This is a genomic window from Mesorhizobium japonicum MAFF 303099, from assembly GCF_000009625.1.
GTDB classification, from domain to species: Bacteria; Pseudomonadota; Alphaproteobacteria; order Rhizobiales; family Rhizobiaceae; genus Mesorhizobium; species Mesorhizobium japonicum.
The window spans coordinates 4494657-4519064 of sequence record NC_002678.2; the positions used below are offsets into that span (position 1 = coordinate 4494657).

17 protein-coding genes are annotated in these 24408 nt (G+C 64.3%); 9 read left to right on the forward strand and 8 right to left on the reverse strand.

The features are described from left to right. Positions 1 to 5: 5 nt before the first annotated feature. Positions 6 to 1025: a type II secretion system F family protein gene (locus MAFF_RS22940; protein ID WP_010913358.1), complete on the forward strand. Its 1020-nt coding sequence runs from the start codon at positions 6 to 8 to the stop codon at positions 1023 to 1025. An 87-nt stretch (positions 1026 to 1112) separates the two neighbouring features. On the opposite strand, the gene MAFF_RS22945 is transcribed toward MAFF_RS22940, so the two are convergent. Continuing rightward, positions 1113 to 1934 (reverse strand): tetratricopeptide repeat protein, encoded by an 822-nt coding sequence (locus MAFF_RS22945; protein ID WP_044548885.1) that lies wholly within the window; start codon positions 1932 to 1934, stop codon positions 1113 to 1115. Between the two features lie 131 nt (positions 1935 to 2065). Here MAFF_RS22945 and MAFF_RS22950 point away from each other — a divergent pair, with 131 nt between their 5' ends. The 5 genes from MAFF_RS22950 to pdeM all read left to right on the forward strand — a co-directional run bounded on the left by MAFF_RS22950 (position 2066) and on the right by pdeM (position 8100). Further along, positions 2066 to 3430, forward strand: a complete 1365-nt coding sequence (locus MAFF_RS22950; protein ID WP_080511915.1) for a leucyl aminopeptidase family protein — start codon at positions 2066 to 2068, stop codon at positions 3428 to 3430. Positions 3431 to 3508: 78 nt separating this feature from the next. Next, entirely contained in the window at positions 3509 to 3859 is a 351-nt protein-coding gene (locus MAFF_RS22955) for a MarR family winged helix-turn-helix transcriptional regulator (RefSeq protein ID WP_010913361.1), read from the forward strand. Between the two features lie 30 nt (positions 3860 to 3889). After that, a complete protein-coding gene (locus MAFF_RS22960; protein WP_044551174.1) occupies positions 3890 to 4750 on the forward strand; it encodes an NlpC/P60 family protein in 861 nt (286 codons plus the stop codon). A gap of 102 nt (positions 4751 to 4852) precedes the next feature. Further along, positions 4853 to 7387: a ligase-associated DNA damage response DEXH box helicase gene (locus MAFF_RS22965; protein WP_010913363.1), complete on the forward strand. Its 2535-nt coding sequence runs from the start codon at positions 4853 to 4855 to the stop codon at positions 7385 to 7387. Next, entirely contained in the window at positions 7384 to 8100 is a 717-nt protein-coding gene (gene pdeM, locus MAFF_RS22970) for a ligase-associated DNA damage response endonuclease PdeM (RefSeq protein WP_010913364.1), read from the forward strand. The genes MAFF_RS22965 and pdeM overlap by 4 nt, the downstream gene beginning before the upstream one ends. A 5-nt stretch (positions 8101 to 8105) precedes the next feature. On the opposite strand, the gene MAFF_RS22975 is transcribed toward pdeM, so the two are convergent. From MAFF_RS22975 to MAFF_RS22985, 3 genes are read right to left on the reverse strand one after another with little or no spacing between them, the layout of a single operon-like run. Then, the gene (locus MAFF_RS22975; RefSeq protein ID WP_010913365.1) at positions 8106 to 9041 is read right to left on the reverse strand and encodes a dimethyl sulfoxide reductase anchor subunit family protein; all 936 of its coding nucleotides are present in this window, start codon (positions 9039 to 9041) and stop codon (positions 8106 to 8108) included. A gap of 5 nt (positions 9042 to 9046) precedes the next feature. Beyond that, the gene (locus tag MAFF_RS22980; RefSeq protein WP_010913366.1) at positions 9047 to 9781 is read right to left on the reverse strand and encodes a 4Fe-4S dicluster domain-containing protein; all 735 of its coding nucleotides are present in this window, start codon (positions 9779 to 9781) and stop codon (positions 9047 to 9049) included. Further along, entirely contained in the window at positions 9778 to 12708 is a 2931-nt protein-coding gene (locus MAFF_RS22985; protein WP_010913367.1) for a molybdopterin-dependent oxidoreductase, read from the reverse strand. Before MAFF_RS22985 ends, MAFF_RS22980 begins: the two co-directional genes overlap by 4 nt. A 278-nt stretch (positions 12709 to 12986) precedes the next feature. Here MAFF_RS22985 and MAFF_RS22990 point away from each other — a divergent pair, with 278 nt between their 5' ends. After that, positions 12987 to 13889, forward strand: a complete 903-nt coding sequence (locus MAFF_RS22990; protein WP_010913369.1) for a LysR family transcriptional regulator — start codon at positions 12987 to 12989, stop codon at positions 13887 to 13889. Here MAFF_RS22990 and MAFF_RS22995 read toward each other — a convergent pair whose 3' ends face one another. The 4 genes from MAFF_RS22995 to MAFF_RS23010 all read right to left on the reverse strand — a co-directional run bounded on the left by MAFF_RS22995 (position 13890) and on the right by MAFF_RS23010 (position 21310). Continuing rightward, entirely contained in the window at positions 13890 to 15146 is a 1257-nt protein-coding gene (locus MAFF_RS22995; protein WP_010913370.1) for an Hsp70 family protein, read from the reverse strand. It lies immediately after the preceding gene. A 175-nt stretch (positions 15147 to 15321) separates the two neighbouring features. Then, positions 15322 to 16113 (reverse strand): TIGR02186 family protein, encoded by a 792-nt coding sequence (locus MAFF_RS23000; RefSeq protein ID WP_010913371.1) that lies wholly within the window; start codon positions 16111 to 16113, stop codon positions 15322 to 15324. After that, on the reverse strand, positions 16113 to 17036 hold the full coding sequence (locus MAFF_RS23005) for a sulfite exporter TauE/SafE family protein (protein ID WP_010913372.1): 924 nt from the start codon (positions 17034 to 17036) through the stop codon (positions 16113 to 16115). Before MAFF_RS23005 ends, MAFF_RS23000 begins: the two co-directional genes overlap by 1 nt. A gap of 191 nt (positions 17037 to 17227) precedes the next feature. Next, positions 17228 to 21310 carry a peptidoglycan-binding protein gene (locus MAFF_RS23010; RefSeq protein ID WP_010913373.1) on the reverse strand — a complete coding sequence of 1361 codons (4083 nt, stop codon included), beginning with the start codon at positions 21308 to 21310 and terminating at the stop codon, positions 17228 to 17230. Positions 21311 to 21763: 453 nt separating this feature from the next. Here MAFF_RS23010 and MAFF_RS23015 point away from each other — a divergent pair, with 453 nt between their 5' ends. Both MAFF_RS23015 and MAFF_RS23020 read left to right on the forward strand, forming a co-directional pair. Further along, positions 21764 to 22225, forward strand: a complete 462-nt coding sequence (locus MAFF_RS23015) for a MerR family transcriptional regulator (RefSeq protein ID WP_080512094.1) — start codon at positions 21764 to 21766, stop codon at positions 22223 to 22225. A gap of 295 nt (positions 22226 to 22520) precedes the next feature. Next, positions 22521 to 24311 carry an acyl-CoA dehydrogenase gene (locus MAFF_RS23020; protein WP_010913375.1) on the forward strand — a complete coding sequence of 597 codons (1791 nt, stop codon included), beginning with the start codon at positions 22521 to 22523 and terminating at the stop codon, positions 24309 to 24311. Positions 24312 to 24408: the final 97 nt, after the last annotated feature.

Here is a 24408-nt window from a genome sequence, read left to right on the forward strand (position 1 = left end):
GCGGCATGACCGAACAAGTCATCAAATCACTGACGGACCCCAGCCTGCTGATCGCGCTGCTGGTCGCCATCGCCGTGTTCGCGACGGTCTTTACATTGCTGCCGGCATTCGGCGGAAACCAGCTCAAGGCTCGCATGAAGTCGGTCGCACTGGAGCGCGATGAGCTTCGCGCCAAGCAGCGCGCGCGGCTTGCAAGCGAGGCCGATCGCCGCCGCAAGGGCCTGCGCGAGCAACAATCGGTCGGCATGCGCAACATTGTCGACCGGCTCGACCTGCGGCGCGCACTGGCCGACGAGAGCACCTTGCAGAAGCTCAAGGTCGCCGGCTTTCGCGGACAGAACCCGCTGACGCGGTTTCTTTTTTTCCGCCTCGTTTTGCCTTTTGTCGGCTTCGCGCTGGGGCTGGTCTACATATTCGTGCTCGGAGGATTGCCCGACAAACCCCTGGTCATCCGGCTGTTCGTCTGCATCCTGGTCGCCTATGGCGGCTTCTACGCGCCGGTCGTCTATGTCAACAATCGCGCCACCAAGCGCAAGCAGTCGATCCAGATGGCGTGGCCGGATGCGCTGGACCTGATGCTGATCTGCGTGGAGTCAGGCATGTCGGTGGAAGCCGCGCTCCGCAAAGTCGCCGACGAGATCGGCGCGCAGTCGGTGGCTCTGGCGGAAGAATTCATCCTGACCAACGCCGAGCTTTCCTATCTGCAGGAACGCAAGCAGGCCTATGAGAATCTTGCGAACCGTACCGGTCTGGAATCGGTCAAATCGGTGTCGCAGGCGCTCGTCCAGGCCGAACGCTACGGCACGCCGGTGGCGCACGCATTGCGCGTGCTTGCCGCCGAAAGCCGGGACCAGCGCATGAATGCCGCCGAGAAGAAGGCCGCCGCCTTGCCGCCCAAGCTCACCGTGCCGATGATCCTGTTCTTCCTGCCGGTGCTTTTCGCCATCATCCTGGGTCCGGCCGGCATCCAGGTCAGCCAGCGCGGCATCTTCGGCACCGATCATCCGTCATCATCGGCCAAGTAGCGGCGAGGCACGCGGAGACAAACGAAGAAGCCGCGCTGAACTCAGCGCGGCTTCTTTGTTCAATTGGGAGCCTTGTAGCTCGTCCACTCAGTTGGTTGCAGCCTTCGACTTGTCCTGATCCTTGAGCTGTGTCCAGGCATTCTGCTGCGCAAGCATCTGCCTGAGATAAGCGACATTGGCCTGTGCCTGCTCGGGCGAGAGCTCCTGCGAGGCGATCTTCTCGGCTTCGTCGAAGCGGCCCTGCAGGCCGACGACCAGCGCCAGGTTCTGGCGCACGCGGCTGTCGGCGTTGGGCTGCTGGGCGGCCGAACGCATATAGGTTTCCGCGGTGCGCAGATCCCCTTCCAGCACATAGGACATGCCGAGATTGGAGAGAACCGAGGGCTCGTTCGGCTTGAGTTCGAGGGCCTTGCGGTAAAGCTGGCGCGCATCGTCCTTCTGACCGAGCTGGTCAAGGATGGCCGCTTCCGCCGACACCAGCTTCCAGTCGGGATATTCCGGCGTCTGTGCGCGGCGCACGGCGTCGAGCGCCGCTTCGAACTGGCTATTGGCAGCCAGCGCCTTGCCGTAGGCGGCGAGCACGTCGCGATCCTTGGGGTAGGCGATCGCCAGTTTGCGCATCACGGCAAGCGACTGGTCGGCATCGCCGTCCATCTGCAGCGCGGCCGCGAAGTTGGTTGCGATTCGCTTGTCGTTGGGATTCCTGGAGTAGGACTGGCCGAGGGCGGCCGTGGCATTGTGCACTTCTCCCGCCGACATGCTGTCCAGCGGCTTGCCGCTGGTACGACCGATCGAGCCGGTGGTCATCCTGCTGGTTCCGCACCCGGCGACGGCAGCCGTGAGCGCCAGCATGAGGGCCGTGGTGACGAACCGTTTTCCCCTGGCATTCACTGTGCGGTTGGTCGCCATCGACACCTAAGCCTCCATTCATGCGCGCGGCCATTGCGTGGCCATCTTCCCTCCCGCAGAAATATTCTGTTAACCCTAACGGAGAGTTAAGAAGCGCCGACTCGCGAAGGGTCGGCAGGAGAGAACATCGAATGCCTGTCGAACTCGTCGAGACGAAATTGCAAGGTGCGCTGCCGGTACATCTGGTGGCCCGTGACGGCCTCGAGGCCGCGGGCCTTGCGCCATCGGCGGTCAGCTGGGCCAAGGCCAACGGCTTTTCCGGCGAGGCAGGCAGGATGCTCGCCTTGCCCGGCGAAAACGGCGCGCTTGCCGGCGCGCTGTTCGGCATCGGCGACGGGGAGGGCGCGCTCGCGCTCGGCGCACTGTCGAAAACCCTGCCGGAAGGCGACTGGCATTTCGCCTCCATTCCTGCCGAGCCGGAACTCGCGGCAATCGCGCTGGCGCTCGGCGGCTATGTCTTTACCCGTTACGGCAAGAAGCCGGGCAAGGCGCTGCGTTTCGACGTGCCGGCCGGTGTCGACGCGGCGCGCGTTCGCCGCATCGCCGATGGCGTCTTCCTGGCCCGTGATCTGGTCAACACACCGACCAGCGACATGGGACCGGATGATCTGGAGATGGCGGTGCGCACCTTGGCCGCGGCTCACAAGGCCGAAGTCTCTGTCACCAAGGGCGACGATCTGCTGACGCGGAACTTCCCGATGATCCACGCCGTCGGTCGTGCTTCGACCGGCGCGCCGCGTCTGATCGACATGATCTGGGGGAACCCGGGCGCGCCGAAGGTGACGCTGGTCGGCAAGGGCGTCTGCTTCGACACAGGCGGTCTCGACATCAAGCCGTCATCCGGCATGCTCTTGATGAAGAAGGACATGGGCGGTGCCGCCAATGTGCTTGGCCTGGCCTCGATGATCATGGCCGCCGGGCTGAACGTGCAGCTGCGCGTGCTGATCCCCGCGGTCGAGAACTCGATTGCCGGCAACGCTTTTCGACCCGGAGACGTGCTGACGAGCCGCAAGGGCATCACTGTCGAGATCGGCAACACCGACGCTGAAGGCAGGCTCGTGCTGGCGGACGCGCTGGCGCTGGCCGACGACGAGGAGCCGCAGCTGCTGGTCGACATGGCGACGCTGACCGGAGCTGCCCGTGTCGCGCTTGGCCCCGATCTGCCGCCTTTCTATACCGGCGACGAGGCGCTGGCCTCGAACCTCGCCGCGGCGTCGCTGGCTGTCGAGGATCCGCTGTGGCGCATGCCGCTGTGGCGGCCCTACGATGCGAAACTGTCGTCGAAGATCGCCGACATCAACAATGTCACCACGGATGGTTTCGCCGGTTCGATCACGGCGGCGCTGTTCCTCAAGCGCTTTGTCGAGAAGACGGCGAGCTGGGCGCATTTAGACATCTTTGCCTGGAACCCCGCCGACCGTGCGCATGGCCCCGCGGGTGGTGAGGCGCAAGGCATTCGCGCTTTGGAGCGGATCATATCGACACGCTTTGGCTGATGGGGTGGTAGCAAGCAGAGCCGGCAAATCGCTAAAAACTGAAACGGAACCGAAACAATTTGCCGTCATGCTGGCGCGATGTCGATTGCGATGCGCCCGAGCCAGGCCTTGCGACTGTGGCAGCAAGTGATGCTGTCGCAGGTGCGCGACGACGCGCCAGACCTGACCATGCGCCAGACGGCGATCCTGTTCACCATCTATCTCGATCCGCCGCCGCACACCGTGCGCGGGCTCGCCGCCCGCCTCAATGTCACCAAGCCGGTGATCACCCGCGCGCTCGACACGATGGGCGCGCTGAAGCTGGTGTCGCGCCATCGCGACGAACTCGACAAGCGCAACGTGCTGATCAAACGCACGGTCGAGGGCGCGCTCTTTGTCGAGCGCTTCGGCGATGGTATCATCGCCAGAGCCCATGAACTGCCCATCTGACCGTTTGCCCATACAACAGGGTTGCCGATTTTGACCGCTCACGATTCCCGTCTCCACGCCTTCCGTTCCGACCTTGCCGACGCAAGGCTGAAAGGCGAGGTTTCTGCCGAGCGCTTTGTCGCCGGCCGGCCGGCGCGGATCTCGGCCTCGGTGGCCGACATCCGCAAGGCGCCGCGTGCGGATGCCGGCATCAACACACAAGCCCTGTTCGGCGACGATGTGCTGGTTTTTGAGGATGCCGAAGACTGGGCCTGGATCCAGGCCGAACGCGACGGCTATGTCGGCTATGTCGCCAACACCATGTTGGGCGGACGCGACCATGCACCCACCCATATCGTCTCGGTGCCCCGCACCTTTCTCTATCCCGGTCCGGATCTGCGCTTTCCGATCGCGGGACAGCTGTCGATGGGGTCGACGGTGACGGTGACGGGCGCCGCCGAGACGCGCGGCACGCACTATGCCGTCCTGCCGTCGGGCGAAGCGATCATCGCTGGCCACCTCAGGCCAATCGGAGAAAACGCCGCCGACTATGTCGCGGTTGCCGAGACGTTTCTTGGCACACCCTATCTGTGGGGCGGCACATCCGGCTTCGGCATCGATTGTTCCGGCCTGGTGCAACTGGCGATGCGCATGACGGGCGAAAACGTGCTGCGCGATTCCGACATGCAGGCGGCAAGCGTCGGCGAGCCGCTCGAACCCGGCCCGGACTATGCCGGATTGCGCCGGGGCGACCTCGTCTTCTGGAAAGGTCATGTCGCCGTCATGACCGACGCCGAGACCATGATTCATGCCAACGGCCACACCATGCTGGTCTCGCGCGAAGGCCTGAAGGACGCCATCGCCCGGATAGGCTATCTCTATGGCGGGCCGACAGGGTTTCGCAGGCCGTAGCACAAGCGCCTGTCCTTCCCCCAAAAGGGGAGAAGGGAAGAGCGATCCCCTTTTGTTCCGATTTTCCTTGGCGATCGCCCGTAGCCGCGCTAACTCTGGCGCGTGACAGTTGAGCCGCGCCTTGCCGAGCAGAATGCCGCTATTGCCCTGCCTGAGCCATTCCTCAGATGGTTCGGCGAGAAAGGCTGGTCGCCGCGCGCTCATCAGGTCGAATTGCTGGCGAAGGCCCAAGGCGGCCAATCGGTGCTGTTGATCGCCCCGACCGGGGCCGGCAAGACGCTGGCCGGTTTCCTGCCTTCGCTGATCGAACTGGCGGTGAGGCCAAGGCGTAAGCCCGGGCAGGCGCATCGCGGCATCCACACGCTTTACATCTCGCCGCTCAAGGCGCTCGCCGTCGACATCGAGCGCAATCTCGGCAAGCCGGTCGAGGAGATCGGTCTGCCGATCAGCATCGAGACGCGCACCGGCGACACGCCCTCCCACAAGCGCCAGCGCCAGAAGCTGGTGCCGCCGGATATTTTGCTGACCACCCCGGAACAACTGGCGCTTCTGATTGCTGCAGGCGACGCCAGACGCTTCTTCCAGGACCTGCGCTACGTCGTCCTCGATGAGTTGCATTCGCTGGTAACGTCCAAACGTGGACACCTTCTGGCGCTTGGCCTGGCACGGCTGCGCAGCTTTGTTCCAGGCTTGCAGACGATAGGCCTGTCGGCGACGGTGGCCGAGCCGGACGAACTGCGACGCTGGTTGGTCAACCAGAATCCACCCGGCGACATGTCCGAATTGATCGTCGTCACGGGTGGGGCGAAGCCTGAGATTTCCATCCTCGATTCCGAAGAGCGCGTGCCTTGGGCGGGACACTCGGCGCGCTACGCCACGCCGGAGATCTACCGCGAGATCAAGCGCCACAAGACGACCCTGCTGTTCGTCAACACCCGCAGCCAGGCGGAGCTGCTTTTCCAGGAATTGTGGCGGGTCAACGAGGACACCTTGCCGATCGCGCTTCATCACGGCTCTCTCGATGTCGGCCAGCGGCGGCGCGTCGAGAAGGCGATGGGCGAGAACGCGTTGCGCGCCATTGTCGCGACATCGACGCTCGATCTCGGCATCGACTGGGGCGATGTCGATCTGGTCGTGCATGTCGGCGCGCCGAAGGGGGCGAGCCGGCTGGCGCAGCGCATTGGCCGTGCCAACCACCGGATGGATGAACCGTCCAAGGCGATCTTGATCCCTGCCAACCGTTTCGAGGTGCTCGAATGCCGGGCTGCCCTCGATGCCAACTATCTTGGCGCGCAGGACACGCCGCCGCTGGTCGATGGCGGCCTCGATGTGCTGGCGCAACATGTGCTCGGCTGCGCCTGCGGCGCACCGTTCCGTGCCGACGATCTTTATGACGAAGTACGAGCGGCGGCACCCTACACCAGCCTCGATAGGATTACCTTCGACCGCGTCATCGATTTCGTCGCCACCGGCGGCTATGCGCTGAAGAATTACGAGCGCTATGCTCGTATCCGCCTGAACAAGGACGGGTTGTGGCGCGTCTCCAACCCGCGCGTGGCTCAGCAATACCGGCTGAATGTCGGCACCATCATCGAAGTGCCGGCACTCAACGTGCGTTACGTCAAAGCAGGCAGCAAAGGCTCGGCCACACGCGGCGGCGCCGTCCTCGGCAAGATCGAGGAGGCCTTCCTCGAAACGCTGACGCATGGCGACACCTTCATGTTCGCCGGCAAAGTGCTGCGCTTCGAAGGCATTCGCGAGAATGAATGCTTCGTGTCGAACGCGCCCGGCAGCGACGCCAAGGTGCCCTATTATGGCGGCGGCAAGTTCCCGCTTTCGACCTACCTTGCCGAGCAGGTCCGCATGATGCTGGACGATCCGCAGCGCTGGAAGAAGCTGCCGGAGCAGGTGGCCGACTGGCTGCGATTCCAGGCCGACAAATCGGTTCTGCCCAAACGCGATGACCTGCTGATCGAGACCTTTCCACGCGGCAACCGCTACTATCTGGTCGCTTATCCCTTTGAAGGCAGGCTGGCCCACCAGACGCTCGGCATGTTGCTTACCCGGCGCCTCGACAGGGCAGGCGCCAGGCCGCTTGGCTTTGTCGCCACTGATTACGCCCTTGCCATATGGTCGCTGGGCGATATGGGCGCGATGTTCAAATCCAGGAAACCGTCTCTCGGCGCATTGTTCGACGAGGATATGCTGGGCGACGACCTCGAAGCCTGGCTGGCCGACAGCTGGCTTCTCAAGCGCACCTTCCGCAATTGCGCGCTGATTTCGGGGCTGATCGAGAAACGCCATCCGGGCCAGGAGAAGAGCGGCCGTCAGGTCACCGTGTCGACCGACCTGATCTACGATGTGCTGCGCAGCCATGAGCCGGACCATATTCTGCTGCAGGCGACACGTGCCGATGCGGCGGCCGGTCTGCTCGATGTCAGCAGACTTGCCGACATGCTCTCGCGCGTCCAGGGTCGAATCATGCATAAGAATCTCGAGCAGATTTCGCCACTAGCCGTGCCGATCATGCTCGAGATCGGCAAGATGCCGGTGAACGGCGAAGCCGATGAAACACTGCTGATGGATGCGGCGACTTTGGTCGAAGAGGCTATGGGGCCGGAAATGAGTGAGAAATGAATTTTTCGCTGGCGCGCACGTCGCTGATTGCCGAGGCTGAGATGATAGGCGTCGCCGGCGAACGTGCGGTCTGCGATCCGCGCGGCGTGCTCTATTTTCCCGAACTCAGGCTGTTGGCGGTCTCCGACCTGCATCTGGAAAAAGGCTCGTCGCTGGCAAGACGCGGCACGCTGATCCCGCCTTATGACACCGGCGCGACCTTGCTGCGTCTGCAGGCCGTCATATTGGACTACCAGCCGTCGATCGTCATCAGCCTGGGCGACTCCTTTCACGATGGCGGCGGCGCCGAGCGCATGCATGCGAGTTTTCGCGAGCGGCTGGAAGCGCTGATGGCAGGCCGCGACTGGTTCTGGGTCGCGGGCAATCACGATCCGGAAGCGCCGGCCGATCTTCCCGGTGAAACGGTGCGGGAACTGGCCATCGGCTCGCTGCTGTTTCGACATGAACCGTCGAAAGTGCGCGTCGAGGGCGAGATCGCAGGCCATCTCCATCCTTGCGCGCGCATCGTCCAGCGCGGCCGTTCGGTGCGGCGGCGCTGCTTTGCCGGCGATGGCGGCCGCATGATCATGCCGGCCTTCGGCGCCTATACCGGCTCGCTCAACGTGCTCGACCGCGCCTATGCCGGGCTGTTCCGCCTGGAATCGCTGATGGCCTACATGCTTGGCAGCGACCGCATCTTCGCCATCTCCCGCTCGATGCTGCGGCCGGGCTGAGAGCCCTATCTGCAGTAATACAGAGTGACCGTGTGCTTTGCCTCAGCGAAGAATAGCCAGCGCTCGACCAGCATGCCGGCGAACTGGATGATCGCGGCGAGCACCGACGGGATCGCCGCAAAGGGCCACGGCAAGGCGAAGGTGGCGGCGAGCAGCAGGACGGGCAGAGAGAAGGCCAATGCCTGTGCGATCCGCCGCAGTTTCGCGCTATGCTTGCGCGCAATGCGAAAGCCCATTTCCTTAAGCAGATAGTTTTCCTCCGTATGCGGCCATTCCAGCGACCGCACCGTGCCGCCGGCCAGCCCCGTCGCGGTGTTGGCGGTGGTCGAAATCTTGAGCCGGTCGTTGTAGCGCCAGGTCGCGAGCTTCCAGCCCCAGCCGGCAAGAGTGGCGAGCAGCGACAATGCCAGCACGGCCACCGAGGCGACGCCGAAGCCCTGCAGCAGCGCGTTCAACAGAACGCTGCCGGTCATGGCCGCGAAGATCAGATAGGCCGGCAAAGTATAGTGGCTGTGCCACTGGGCGATCGGCTTCAGAGAGGCATATATCATGCCGGTGGTGCAGACGGTGACGGTCGCACCGATGGCGGCCAGCAATCCGGCAATGGCCGCCCAGCCACCAGTGCGGCCAAGGAACACCCAGCCGAGCCCGAACAGTCCCGCCGGGATGAAGGTGATGACCGAGGCAACGCCTTCGCGCGACAGCCAGGAGCTGCGCCATTGTGAGAACGCCCGCCAGGCGCGTTCGGGTCTGCCGAGATGACCTGTCGAGGACAACAGCCCGGCCACGATCAGGCCGAGCGCCAGGCCCATGCCGACGAGGCCGAGCCAGAAATCGGGCGGGATGATCTGGAAGCCTCCGAGCACCCCAAGCAGCGCCAGCAGCCCATAGCCGGCGCCGGTGGCGGTGGTGAAGAAGACGACGGAGAAGGCTGGATGCATGGATGTCAGTTCGAAAGCATGCGATCGACCCAGCCGAGGAAGCCGCCTTCGGCCCGCACCGGCTCCAGCGCCTTCGCCGGCACCGATGCGGCACGCTGCGTATGGGCGCGCGGCGGCAGATATTTGTTGGTCGGGTGATAGCCGAGTTCCGCCATCAGGTCGACGCCGCCGCGCTCCGCCACCAGTTGCGAGACGGCGGAGTGGGGATCGCCGAGATCACCGAAGTGCCGGGCGCTGGTCGGGCAGGCCGCGACGCAGGCCGGCACACGGTCTTCTTCGGCCAGATTGTCGTTGTAGATGCGGTCGACGCAGAGCGTGCATTTCTTCATCACGCCGACATCGGTGTCGAATTCGCGAGCCCCATAGGGGCAGGCCCAACTGCACAATTTGCAGCCGATGCATTTGTCCTCGTCGATCAGCACGATGCCGTCCGAGGCGCGCTTGTAGGAAGCGCCGGTCGGGCAGACGGTGACGCAGGCCGGCGTCTCGCAATGCAGGCAGGAGCGCGGGAAGTTGACCGTGCGCCCGCCCATCTCGGTGGTGTGCTCATAACTGTGCACGCGGTTGAACCAGACGCCGTCGACATGGCCGCCATAGGGGTCGATGTCGGTCAGCGGCGCCATGTGGCCGCCGGTGTTCCATTCCTTGCAGGCGGTGACGCAGGCCTGGCAACCGACGCAGGTATCGAGGTCGATGACCAGGCCGAGTTTCTTGCCGCTTTGGCTTGGCAGGCAGGTCATTGCGCGGCCTCTCTTGCTTGGCGGAATTTGGCGCCGAAGCGAAGGATATCGGGCGAAGGCTCGAAATGCGGCGGTTGGTCGAAACGCTCGAATTGCGGCTCGGTGAAGCCGGCTTCCTCATCAGCGCATTTGACGATGCGCACGCGCAGGTCGAACCACGCGGCCTGGCCGGTGACCGGATCGGAGTTCGAATAGCGTTTGCCCTGCGCGTCGGCCGATGTCTGATCGCCGATGATATGGTTGAGCAGGAAGCCGCGATTGCTCTCGGCGGCATCATCCTTCAGGCCCCAGCTGCCGCGCCTTTTGCCGATCGCGTTCCAGGTCCAGACCGTGCTTTCGTTCACCCCGTCGACCAGCTTGATCTGCCCCTTGACCTTGCCGTTGATGCTTTCGATCCACACCCAGTCGTCATCGACAAGGCCGAGATCTCCTGCGGTCCGGTGATGCACGAACAGCCGGTTCTGGCTGGTGATCTGCCGCAGCCACGCATTCTGCGCTCCCCAGGAATGATACATGTGCATTGGTCGCTGCGTCAGCGCGTGCAGCGGGTATTTTTCCAGGTCGACCACCGCTTCCTCGAACGGCATGTACCAGAACGGCAGCGGATCCATATAGGTCTCGATGCGCTGGCGCTCGGCCTCCGGCGGCTGAACACGGCCATGGCCGCGTGCAGCGAGCCGAAACCGCTGCAACGGCTCGCAATAGAGCTGGAAGATGATCGGCTCCGCTTTAGGGATGAAACCCATCTGCACCGCGAAATCGAGATAGGAGCGGTTGGCCATCTTGTAGTAGCGCTGGTCCTGAGCGAAGTCGTGATGCCAGAAGCCGCCATTGTCGATGTAGCGCTGCAACTGGTCCGGATTGGCCTCGCCCCTGCCGATCGACGTCCCGTCCTTGCCGCGCCAGCCGGCCAGCGGTCCGATGCCCGGTGTGCGCTCGTGGTTGACGATATAGTCGGCATAATCGGCATATCTGGCCGCTCCGTCATCATTGACGAAACCGGGCAGGCCAAGCCGCGCGCCCAGCTCGATCAGCACCGACTGGAACGGCCTGACGTCACGGTCCGGCTCGACGACGGGATGGCGGATGGCATCGCCCGGCCCGTCGGCATGGCTGATCGGCCGGTCGAGCAGGCTGATGCAATCATGGCGCTCGAGATAGGTGGTATCCGGCAGCACGAGGTCGGCGAACGGCACCGTCTCGGAATAGTACGCATCGGAATAGATGATGAAGGGAATCTTGTAGTTGCCTGCCTCGTCATGGTCGGTCAGCATACGAATCGTCTCGACGGTGTTCATCGAGGAATTCCAGGCCATATTCGACATGTACATCATCAGCGTGTCGATCGGGTAGGGATCGCCGGCCCAGGCATTGCGGATGACGGTGTGCATCAGGCCGTGCGCGGCCAGCGGCGCGTCCCATGAATAGGCCTTGTCGATGCGGGTCGGCGTGCCGTCTTCATCGACCAGCAGGTCGTCCGGTCCGCAGACGAAACCAAGCGGCATGCCGTCCAGCGGCGTCATCGGCTTGACGATCTTGCCGGCGGGTTTCGGGCCTGGTGGCGCCGACCGGGGATAGGGCGGCTTGAAGCGGAAGCCGCCTAGAACATCGACCGTGCCCAGAAGCACTTGCAACAGATGGATGGCGCGGCAGGAGTGAAAACCGTTCGAATGGGCTGATATACCGCGCATGGCATGCATCGAAACCGGCCGGCCCTTGATCGTCTCGTGCCGGCGCCCGGCCCAGTCGGTCCATGCGATGGGCAGTTCGATCGCCTGTTCGAAGGCGACATGGGCAAGCTCTGCGGCGATCCGGCGGATCGTATCGGCCGGAATGCCGCAACGCTGCGCGACCGCATCCGGCGCATAGCTGTCATCGAGGTAGCGGTCGGCGATCAATTGGAACACCGGCGCGCAGCGGCGGCCGCCGACTTCGAAGCTGCCGGTCAGCGCCGGCTTTGCTTCCGGGTCGGTTGCCTTGACGGCGGTTTTCGCCATCCTGTCCCAGGCAAGCGGATCGCCGTCGGCGTCCCTGACGAACAGCCCGTCGTCGGCGGCGCCAGGCTCCTGCACGACGAGGACATGGGCGTTGGTGTAGCGGAGCAAATAATCCAGATCGACGCGGCCGGCCTTCAGCAGTTCGTGGATGAGCGCGAACACAAACAGGCCGTCCGTACCGGGCCGGATGCCGATCCAGTCGTCGGCAATCGCATTGTAACCGGTGCGGCACGGGTTGATCGACACCACCTTGGCGCCGCGCGCCTTGAGCTTGCCCAGCCCGATCTTGATCGGGTTGGAATCATGGTCCTCGGCGACGCCGAACAGCATGAAGTATCTTGTGTTGTCCCAGTCAGGCTCGCCGAACTCCCAGAACGAGCCGCCGATCGAATAGAGCCCGCCGGCCGCCATGTTGACCGAACAGAAGCCGCCATGGGCGGCGAAATTCGGCGTGCCGAACTGGCTTGCCCACCAGCCGGTCAAGGATTGCGACTGGTCGCGGCCGGTGAAGAAGGCGAGTTTTTTCGGATCGGTGCGACGAACTGCCGAGAGCCGATCCGTCGCGATCGAAAACGCCTCTTCCCATTCGATCTCGCGGAACGCGCCGGAGCCGCGCGGCCCCGTGCGCAGCAGCGGCTTCTTCAGCCGGGCCGGGCTGTAGTGCTGCATGATGCCGGAACTGCCCTTGCCGCAGATCACGCCGCGATTGACCGGATGGTCCTTGTTGCCGTTGATGTAGCGGACCTTGCCGTCCTTGATGTGCACATCGATGCCGCAGCGGCAGGCGCACATATAGCAGGTCGTCTTGGCGATGCTGTCGGAAATGCCAGGCGAGGTGTCGACGCCGTCCCTTTCATCGGGCGCGCGCGTGTCGGCAAGCGGGCGTTGCGATGGTGCCGAATTCGCGCCGCGCGGCGGTGGATGCCTCATGATCCGGATGTGCCCGCGCGGCCGGCCGATTTGGCCCGCGTCTTCGGCCCGGGGCCGCGCATGTAATGCTCTTCCGGGTGATAGCGATCACCGGCCAGCCGTCTGCGAATGCCGCGGGTCCAATGCGCGAGAAGGGACTTGAACCGCCCGATCATTTTAGTCTCTGCCATCCGCTGGCGAATTTTTTCTAACTTCGCGTGAAAATGTAGAATGAAGCTATCGATCCGTCTAATCAGTTGTTCTTGTAAATTCGATCGATATTGGTTCTTAATATCATCATGACCCTGGATCAGTTGCGCATTTTCGTCGCCGTCGCCGAGCGCGGCCACATGACCAAGGCGGCGGAGCTTTTGGGTATCTCCCAGTCGGCGGCGTCGGCTGCCATCCGCGCGCTTGAAGAGCAGCACGGCGTTCATCTGTTCAACCGCGTCGGCCGCAACATCGAGCTCGCCCAGACCGGCCACCGGTTCCTGCCGGAGGCCAAGGCCGTGCTCGAGCGGGCCGCTGCCGCGCGCAATGTGCTGGAACATGTCTCGCAGACGGTCGCCGGCAGCCTCTCCATCGCCGCCAGCCTGACCATCGCCAGCTACTGGCTGCCGCGAAGGCTGGCGTCCTTTCACGAGGCCTATCCCGCGGTGCGGCTGAGCGTCAGCATCGGCAACACAAGGCAGGTCGAGGCCAGCGTGCTGGATGGAACCGCTGATCTCGGCCTGGTCGAGGGACGCACCGAATCCGACATATTGCGCCGCGCCAAGGTCGACACCGACCGGTTGATGCTGGTGGTTGCCGCGTCACATCCCGATATCGTCGAAACCGCACCGGGCCGTCCCGACATCAAGGGCCTGCGCTGGATCATCCGCGAAGGCGGTTCGGGCACGCGCGAGGTGTTGGAGGATCTGGCGCGGCGCGAGGGGATTTCGCTTGCCGATCTGCAGGTGTTCCTGGTGCTGCCCAGCAATGAGGCGGTTCGCCAGGCGGTCGAGGCGGGCGCCGGCGCCACCATCATTTCAGAGCTCGTCGTCGGACGCGCCGTTGCCGAAGGCAGCCTGCGGTCCGTGCCGCTCGAACTGCCGAAACGCGACTTCGCCATGATCACCCACCGCGACCGCCAGGCAAGCCTGGCCCAGATGGCGCTCAAGGCGCATCTCGGCGCCGAAACGAGCGGAAGCGGTTCAGTGTGATCAGCCGAACTTGCGCTGGGCATCCAAAGCCAGGCCAAGCCCGACCGAGCCGAACATGTCGCCGTCGATGACGGAAGCCTGCGGCACCAGCGACAGGATTTCCCGTCTTGCCAGCGGGATCGCGGTCGACCCGCCGGTCAGGAACACCGCGGTGATGTCGGACGGCTTGACCGCAGCGTCGCGCATGGTCTCAGCCACCGTAGCCGTGACCCGCTCGATCTCCCGGGCGATGGTGGCGTCCAGCCCGTCGCGCGTGATTTCGGCGGCGAACTCCACATCGGATAGCCTCACCGCGACTTCGGCCGATGACAGGTCGGTCAACTCTATCTTGGCCTTTTCGACCAATGCCGCCAGCGCGTGCCCATAACGGTGCTCGACGATATGGATGAAGCGGTCGACCAGGTCGGCGCGGGCGGCCTCGTAGCGGATCTGGCGCAGATGCGTCATCGCCTTGGCGGTGTAGACCAGGTTGATGCGCTGCCATGTCGCAAGATCGATGAAATAGCTCGCCGGTAGATTGCGCTTGCCGTCCTTGGTCGGGGTCAAATAGCCGAGCTGCGGCATCACATGGGCGATGCTGAGCAGCCGGTCGAAATCCGTACCGCCAATATGGACACCCCGGCTGGCCAGGATATCGTCCTTGCGGTCCGGCAATCGGGCACGCTCCGGCGAGACGCGTACGACGGAAAAGTCGGACGTGCCGCCGCCCATGTCGATGATCAGCGCCAGTTCCTCGCGCGTCACCCTCTGCTCATAGTCGAGCGCCGCGGCAATCGGCTCGAACTGGAAGGCGATGTGCTTGAAGCCCTGGGCATGCGCGGCCTTTTCCAGGTCGCTCTGCGCGTTCGCATCGGCCTGCGGGTCGTCATCGACGAACTGCACCGGACGGCCGAGCACCACGGTCTCGACCAGATCGCCGCCATCTTCTTCAAGCTTCTTCCTGAGATGCCCGAGGAACAGGCCGATGATCTCCATGAAGCCGATCGAGCGCGCCTTGATGCGCGTCTTCTCATGCGCCAACGAGCTGCCCAGCACGCTCTTCAGCGAGCGCATCAGCCGGCCCTCCACGCTGTCGGTGTAGTTGGCGATGGCCTGGCGGCCAAAACAGATGCGGCCGTCCTCGAAATTGAAGAACACCGCGCTGGGCAGCGTGACTTGGCCGCCTTCAAGCGCGACGAGGTGGGGTTGCCCGTTGCGGACCACGCCGACCGTGGAGTTCGACGTGCCGAAATCGATACCGGCGAATGCTGGTCGCAAAGCAGCCTCCTGTCATTGGCGGCAGACAGCGGATCGGCGCTCGCGGGAGAAGCGTGCGCTGTGGTTCCGGGCGACCGGACCGCTCTGCCGAATTGAATTGTGCGTGCTTGCCCGTTGGGCGGGGAGGTGCGGTCTATAGCATGGCGCGGGAAAGGGAAACCCCCTTTTGGCCGTCTCAGTCCTTGCGGAAGATCAGCCTGCCGAGCCAGCCCGTCAGCATGGCCAGCGATATGGCGAAGACGCCGTAAAGAAAGGAATAATTGTGCGCGACACGGAAGATCGACTGCTCGAAGCCGGATTTGCGGATTTCGAGCTGGGCCGAGCTCTCCTTGATGAACACGCCGCTCTTGAACAGGAACGCGCGCGCCTTGTGGGTGCCGACCGGCACGTTCGGCGCCAGCCTGACGGTGGCGCGAAACAGGTTCTGCGACAGGAATTGCACGCCGCCGACATTCTCGCTGTAGAGGCCGGTCGCCGCCTTGCGCTCGCGCAGCGCCGCGGTGAATTCCGAGATCGTCGCCGGGCTGTCGCCGGCGTCGGCGGGCTGCATATAGAGGTTGGAGGCGCCGAGCGACAGCTGCTTGTAGCTGTTGGGTTCGGTGATGTCCTGCAGTGGTCGTGTCGTCGCCACCGAATAGGACATCGGCACGTTCTCGAAGGTTTCGGAGTCCAGATTGACCCAGACGCCGAGCACCCGGTCCTTGCGGCGCACCACCACCGATCGTGGCGGCCCCTCGAGCACGACGATGACATCGTATCTGCCTTGACGGGCAACCAGCGGGTCGGGATTTTCCAGCGAGCCGAAGATGGTCAGGTCGGCACCGGAAAAGCCGGCGGTGATCGAGACGTTGTCGGTGGAGAGTCCGATCTGGATGCCTTCCACCAATGGTGTCTGTGCCTTCGCCGGCACGGCGGCCGCCAGCAACGACAGGAGAATGGCGGCTGCGAACGCTTTCGGGCCCGTCATCAGTTGAGGCCCGCGGCGGACAGCGAAAAGAGATTGGGCGGAGTGACGAAGAGATCGATGGCGAGCCGGATCGCCACCGCCAGCACCAGCAGCGCCAGCAACGCCCTGAGCTGCTCGCCGCGCAGCCTTTGGCCGGCCTTCGCGCCATATTGCGCGCCAGCAACGCCGCCCGCCATCAAAAGGAAGGCCAGCACGACATCGACGGTCTGGTTGGTGGTGGCGTGGACCAGCGTGGTGTAGGCGGAGGTGAAGATGATCTGGAACAGCGAAGTGCCGATGACGACGTTGGTCGGCACTTTGAGCAGATAGATCAGCGCCGGCACCATGATGAAGCCGCCGCCGACGCCCATGATCGACGACAGGAAACCGATGCCGGCGCCAAGGCCAAGCACCGGAATGACGCTGACGAACAGTTTCGACGCCCTGAAGCGCATCTTCAGCGGCAGCCGGTGGATCCAGTTGTGCTGGCCGGATTTCTTCAGCACGGGGGCAGCACCACTGCGTGTGGCCCGCAGTGCATTGATGCTTTCGACCAGCATCAGCCCGCCGACCGTGCCGAGCAGCACGACATAAAGCAGCGAGATGAACAGGTCGAGCTGGCCAAGCCGGCGCAGGAAGGCGAACACGTAGATACCGGCGGTGGAGCCAATGATGCCGCCGGCCAGAAGCACGCCGCCGAGCTTGAAGTCGAGCGTCCCCCGCTTCATGTGCGAAAGCACGCCGGAGACGGAAGAGGCGATGACCTGGTTGGCGCCGGTGGCGACCGCGATCGCCGGAGGGATGTTGTAGAAGATCAGGAGCGGCGTGATCAGGAAGCCGCCGCCGACGCCGAACATGCCCGACAGGAAGCCCACTGCAGCGCCCATGGCCAGCAGCACGAAGACGTTGACGGAAATTTCCGCAATCGGGAGATAGATGCCCACCCGTCAGTCTCGATCAGTTTGCCTGTCGGCGAATACAGCCGTTCTGGGCAGTCTCGCACCGAAAAGCCAATTTTTCCTTGCGCCAACGCGGCGGCGGGGTCAAACCCCGTCGCCGCGCTGAAACAAAAAATATCTCAATCAGTTAACAGGCAAATGTGTGGCAAGAGCGTCGTGGAAACGACGCTTCGCTGTTATTTGCGCGCCAGCAGCGCCCGCACCAGTTTTTCATCGACGGCGCCGGTCGCAGGCAGCTTGTTGTCGGTCTGGAAGGCGATGATCGCGTTCTTGGTCTTCTCGCCCATGACGCCGTCGGCGCCGCCGGCGTCATAGCCGTTCTTGTTGAGGATGAGCTGGATGTTCTTGACCGCCTTCTTCATGTCGATGCCGGCGGTCATCTGCGGCGTGCCTTCCTGCCAGGATTCGGGAATGTCGGCCGAATTGGTCGCCGCATTGAGCGGCTTGGCTTTCCACAGTTCGGTCGCGGCGCGCGCCCGCTCGAGCTGCTCGGGCCGCAGCGCATTGGCGATCTCGTCACGCTTGGCGGCCGCATCCTTGTCGCCGGTCTTGGCGACGAGCGCGAACCATTTGTAGGATTCCTCGAGGTTCTGCTTCATGCCGACGCCCTTGGCGGCGAGGATGCCGAGATTGAACTGGCTGTCCTTGACGCCGAGATCGGCGGCCTCCTGGAACCAGTGCGCGGCCGATTCATTGTCGGTCACGCCATCGGCGGCCATGGCGAACAACACAGCCAGATTGTGCATGGCGCTGGCATTGCCCTGCTCGGCGGCCAGCTGGTACCAGGTCTTCGACTTCTTGATGTCGCGGGCGACGCCGATGCCCTTCTCATAGAAATTGCCGATGCGGTATTCGGCCGGCGCGAAACCGAGTTCCGCTGATTTCTCGTACCATTTGGCGGCTGCCGCCATGTCTTCCTTGACGCCGCGCGATTCCGCGTAGCGCGAGCCGATCTCAAACAGCGCCTTGGCGTCGCCACCAGCGGCGGCATCGCGCAGCGCGGCCGGGCCGGCATCGGCCGGAATGTCGAACTTGTTTGCGGCTGCCGTCTTGGAAGCATCTGCCGGCGCAACGGCGCCGGTCGTGTCCTTGGCGATGGTCTCGTTGGCCGCCGTTGGGGCAGCCGCCGCCGGCTGGGCATCGGTATTCGTCGGTTGCGCAGCGCCGGCGACATTGGCCGGCTCGGAGGCCGTCGCATCCATCGGGGTTGTGGCAATAGGTTCCGCCGGCGCCGGAGCGGCCGAAGCCATCGGGCCAGAAGGGGCGGCCGAAGCGGCAGGCGGGGCTGCGGGCTCCGCAACCGGCACCGTATTCGCCATAGCGTCCATGTCCGATGGCATCGCCAGGGCGGTCTGCGCCGCCATGTCGTCCTTGGTCGGGGGCGCGGATGCTTCGGCCTGCCTGACGGCACGGGCCGGTGCGTTGTCCGTCGCTGCCGGCTGGACTTCCGTCTTCGGTTGGCTCGCCGTGTCGACGGATGCCGTCTGCACTGGCTGCGCGGCAACGATCGGTGCGGCGTCGTTGTTTGCCACCTGAACGGGATCCGAGAGGAACGCCTTGCCGAGCTGCAGGCCGGCAAGCGCCAGCATGATCGCCGCCGCCGCCATCAGGATCGGCTTGCGCCGCGCCTTGAGCAGGTCGCCGATCCTGAGCGCCTTCACAGGGCCTTTCACCGTCGACTGGCGCTTCAGGGCGTCGGCCTCCGCGGCGGCGGCCTGCGCCGCGCGCCGCGCGGCTGCGATGAAATCCGATTTCGCGGCGTCGCTTTCGCCAAGCTTTGCCGGCTGACCACGCTCGTCGCGTACCCGCTTCATGATGGCGTTGAGGTCGGGTGCGCCGGAGCCTGGCTCCAGCGGGCGGTTGGCCGCTTTCGGGTCGAGCGGCTCGTCGAGATCGACAGTCGGAATATCGCTGCTCGGCGCCGAACCGGCCAGCGGCGGAATATCAGCCGCCTTCTTGCCCCTGAAGGCGCGGGCCAGCCCGCCGAACATCGATTTGCGGCCTGCCGGCTGATCCCTCTCCGCGATGGTGTCGGAGCCGAGTGCGGCCATGGCGGCGGCAGCGGCGGCTTCCGCCGGCGAGCGCGTGCCCAGGTCGCCACGCATACCGAGGTCGCTGCGCGGACCTTGTTCGTTACGCATTATGGTGGCGGCGCGGCCATCGAGATCGGCCATGTCGCCGGTCAGCGGCATCGGCTCGTCGATATCCATCGACGGCGCTTCGACAGCCATCTTGGCGGTTCGTGTGCGGCGCTTGCCGGCCGCCTCATCCTGGCGCGTGTCAAGGAGTTCGCTTACCGCTTCGGGCGGTTCACCGGTTTCCAGCGAACCCAGCCTGTCGACGATCTTGAGCAGTGTGTCGTGGATGGCCTCGAAAGTCCGCGAATTGCGCTCGTCGGAACGCCGTGTCAGCGTCTCCAGCGTTTTCAGGTCCTGGGCGAGTCCGGAAACCGCCGATGCATTGGCGTTCGACCCGGCCAGCGAACGCACCGCGTTCTCGGCCGCTTCGCGTGCCGCGCCGAGGATGGAATCACGGGTACCGGCCAGCGCCTTCTCGATTTCGTCGAGGCGCGGGCTGATGTCCTCGAATTCCGGTAGCGGCGTGCTGGGCCTGGACAGATGGGCGGACAGGCCGGCGACCTGCGCCTCCAGGCTGCGGATCAGCGCCGGATCGATGCCGGCCACCTGGGCCGCAGAGGCGTCGAGCCGGCTGGAAATGTCCTCGAGCCGGCTTTCCAGTCCGCGGATCGCCGCTTCGCCGCCAGGATCGGCGACGCGCGTCTCCATGCGCGTGGCGAGTGCGGTGAAGCGGGCGTCGATGGCCTCCATGATGCCGGCGCTGTCGATCTGCGGCGCAAGGCGCTGGTCGAGCCGGTCGGCAACCTCATCGAGACGACGTTCGAGATCGCGAAACAGCATGTTTCCCTGTTCGATGGCATCGCCCTGGCGGCGTTCCATCATGCCTGACAGCACGTCGAAGCGCTGCTCAAGCCCGTGGAAGATGTAATCGGCATCGGGCATGGCCGGCGCCTGGTCGATCTTGTCGGCGATGAGGGTGATCTGCTTGGCTAGCCGTTCCATCGCCTGTTCGGGCAAATTGGCGCGGCCGGCGAGTTCGTCGACGCGGCTCGACAGCGTGCTCAGGCGATCCATGACCGCGGTGCCGGGACGATCCTGCGCCACTTCCTCGATCTGCCGGGCGAGCGAGTCGATGCGCTTCTCGATGCGGTCGAAGGCTTCGTGGTCGACCGAATTGGCCTGTGCCGCGACGGTCGAGGCAACGATGGCGCGGGAAATCTCGTCCAGCCGCTCGTCGATCATGGCAAGCGTGTCGCCGCCGCGATTGTCCTGCTGGCCCGCGAAGTGTTCGACGGCGCTGGCCAGCGTGCGCACCTTATCCTCGAGCGAGCGCAGCGACAGCGATTCCGGCAGATTGTTGACGGCGTTGCTGATCTGCTCCAGCCGGTCGGTCAGCCCCGCAAGGGCAGGGTCGTCGGAGCGCTTGCGCTGGTCGGCGTCGACGCGGTCTTCGAAAGCCGTCCAGCGGCGGTCGAAATCGTCCCAGCGGCGATCGACCTTCTGCACGCTCTCCTCGCGCGCCAGCGTGTCGAGCGCGGCCTTCACCTGCTCGAGTTCCAGCCGCAGCATGTTGACGCTTCTGTCGTCGCTTTTCTCCGACAGCGACTTGATGGCGCCGGAAAGCCGTTCGAATTCGACACCGAGTTCGGCGCTGCCCTTGCCCGCTGTGCCGGGCCTGCCGTTCGCCTGGAAGGCGCGATCGATGTCCTTGCGCAGCGCATCGAATTCGCGCTGCAGTCCCGCCGTCATCTGGTGGCGCAGTTCCTCGCGCATGCCGCGCAACTCGCCGGCGATCTTGCCGACCATGGCGACGCTGTCTTCCTGGCCGCGCACGCGGTCGATGTCACGGGCGATGGCCTGGTAGTTTTGGTCGAAGCTGGGGGTCGGCGCCGGGGTCTGCGGGCGCGCCGCCGGCCGCGGATCCTCATACCAGCGCTGCTGACCGGTCGGCTGGGCGGCGGGATAACGCGGGTCGACGGCGGGATAGCGGGGCTCGGTGGCGGGATAGCGTGGGTCGGTGCCGTATTGGCGCGGAGCGGGACGTGCCGTCACCTCTTCGCGGGTCTGCCCCAGCCGCTGTTCCAGCGTCTCCAGCGAGCGGTTCAGTTGCTCGAGCGTGGTCTGCGGCTTGCGCTGCCTGCCGGCGTTGAGTGTGTCGAGATAGGACCGCTTGCTGTTCATCGGTGCGTCCGTCTTTCAGATTGGCCGGCTTGCGACCAGCTCCCCAAGTCCCTGCCGGAACGAAGGCGACCGCGCTTCCACGGTGGAAGACAAGCTTCCCGGGGGTTCACCCGCGCTCCGAAAAACCGTGAAAAATTCGATACAGGATAAACACGGGTAGCCGACGCGCCCACATTTCCCCCAACGTGGTAAACAACGCGTTAACCAAGCTTAAGAAGTTCGAAGGAAGTTCGCGGCCGCTGCCGCGGTGCGGCATAAAGCACCTTCACAGAACGCCCCTTGCGTCATGAGGCGGCTATCGGTATAGAATTGACGTAAACGTAAAAGGCGCATTTGAGTGTGCTGTTTGCGATTTTGTTTGTCGAAACCACGGCCGGAAGCACGCCCCCGCTTCCAGTCAGGCGACGCATGGTCCAGGACCGCGACGCCACCAGACGGGGAAAGCCAGTGACCATGAAGCTTATGTCGGCCGGCGAGACCGCGGCCAATACCAATAATGCATCTGTCGAAGCCGGTGAGGATCTCGCCCGCATCGGCGAAATGGCCAAGAAATACGGCGTGACGCTGCGTACGCTGCGTTTCTACGAAGACAAGGGCCTGCTCAACCCGCAGCGCGACGGTTCCACCCGTCTCTACACGCGCCGCGACAAGGCCCGGCTGAAGCTGATCCTGCTCGGCCGCAAGGTCGGGTTTTCGCTGCGCGACGTCAAGCAGATGATGGATCTATACGATCCGACCGGTTCCAACACCAAGCAGCTGCGGCTGGCGCTGGACAAGTCGGAGAAGCAGCTTGCCCGCCTGCAGAAGCAGCGGGCGCTGATCGACGACGCCATCAACGAGCTTAGCGGCTCGATGTCGGCGGTGCGCCAGATGTTGGCCGAGCGCACAGCGCCGCAGGCGAGCGTCGCGAGCTAAAGCAAACTACCGGTTCCGACTCAGTCGGAGTCTCGACCATTAAAGCCGCGTGGCTCTGCCGCGCGGCTTTTTCGTTGCCTGCTTCTGCCCAGCTGGTTCCCTCGGCGCTGGCCTGCATGACGTCGCGCCGCTACCTTCACCAAGCAGGGGTTGGGCGGGAAATCTTGTCGCACCGAAAAAATTGACGTTTACGCAAACGTCAATTTTTGCTATCCCGGCTTCAACACGGGTCCGCATGCCGCCCTGACATGAATTCGGGGGCTTTCGGACCAGGTCCGCAGGGTGGAGAAAAAGCATGCCGACATACAGGGCACCGGTCCAGGATACGCTGTTCGTACTCAACGAGGTGCTGGGCTATCAGCGCTATTCGAACCTTCCCGGATTTGCCGACGCCGCGCCCGACGTGCTGGAAGCGATCCTGGCCGAAGGCGCCAAGCTCGCTGAAAACGTCATGCATCCGCTCAACCGTGTCGGCGACATGGAAGGCTGTGTGCGTCACGACGACGGCTCGGTGACGACGCCCAAAGGTTTCAAGGAAGCCTTCGACCAGTATCGCGAGGGCGGCTGGATGGGGCTGGCTGCACCAGTCGAGTTCGGCGGCCAGGGCCTGCCCTATGCCGTGCACACCGCCGTCGCCGAATATATGGTTTCGGCCAACATGTCGCTGATGATGTATCCGGGGCTGACGCAGGGCGCGATCGCGGCGATCATCACCCACGGCACCGACGAGCAGAAGGCCAAATGGCTGCCGAAGATGGTGGAAGGCGCCTGGACCGGCACCATGAACCTGACCGAGCCGCATTGCGGCACCGATCTCGGCCTGCTGCGCACCAAGGCGGTGCCGGACGGCAACGGCACCTACAAGATCTCGGGCCAGAAGATTTTCATCTCGGCCGGCGAGCACGACATGTCGGAAAACATCGTCCATCTCGTGCTGGCCCGCATCGAGGGCGCGCCGGAAGGCGTCAAGGGCATTTCGCTGTTCATCGTGCCGAAGTTCAAGCTCGATGCTTCGGGCAATCCGGGCGAACGCAACACGCTCTCCTGCGGCTCGATCGAGGAGAAGATGGGCATCCACGGCAATTCGACCTGCGTCATGAACTATGACGAGGCCGAAGGCACGCTGCTCGGCGAGGAGAATGGCGGCCTCAAGGCGATGTTCACGATGATGAACGAGGCCCGCCTCGGCGTCGGCCTGCAAGGGCTTTCGCTGTCGGAGATCGCCTACCAGAACGCCGTCGCCTACGCCAAGGACCGCTTGCAGGGCCGTTCGCTGTCGGGCGCCAAGGCGCCGGACAAGAAGGCCGACCCGATCATCGTCCATCCCGACATCCGCCGCTCGCTGATGACCATGAAGGCCTTCAACGAGGCCGGCCGCGCGCTGGCGCTGTGGACGGCGATCAAGTCCGACATCGCGCATCGCTCCGCCGACGACAAGGATCGGCAGGCCGCCGACGACTACACCGGCCTGATGACGCCGGTGGTCAAGGGCGTGCTCACCGACAAGGGTTTTGACCACGCCGTCATGGCGCAGCAGGTGTTCGGCGGTCACGGCTACATCGAAGAGCACGGCATGAGCCAGTTCGTGCGCGATGCCCGCATCGCCATGATCTATGAGGGCGCCAACGGCATCCAGGCGCTCGACCTCGTCGGCCGCAAGCTCGGCCTGAATGGCGGCCGCGCCATCCAGGCTTTCTTCAAGGAGGTCGGCGAGTTCTGCGAGGAGAACCGCGCCGACGAGAAGATGGCGCCCTTCACCAAGGGGCTGAAGAAGGGCCTCAACGATCTGCAGGCGGCGACCATGTGGCTGGTGCAAAACGGCATGGCCAAGCCCGACAATGCCGGCGCGGCCTCGACCGACTACATGCATCTCTTCGGCCTTGTGGCGCTGGGCTACATGTGGGCACAGATGGCCAAGGCGGCTCAGGGCAAGACTGGCGCCAACGGCACCCAGTCCTTCTACGACAACAAGGTGGTGACGGCGCGCTTCTTCATGGAGCGGATCATGCCGGAGACGTCGGCCCATCTGGCCCGTATTTCGAGTGGTGCGGACACGCTGATGGCCCTGCCCGCGGAAGCGTTCTAAAGATGGTTGCCCTCTCCCTCGAGGGGAGGGTCGGTTGAGGCAGCGTGAAATGCGCCCACCTCAATTCTGACGATGCGCTCTGGGAGGAGTACCATAC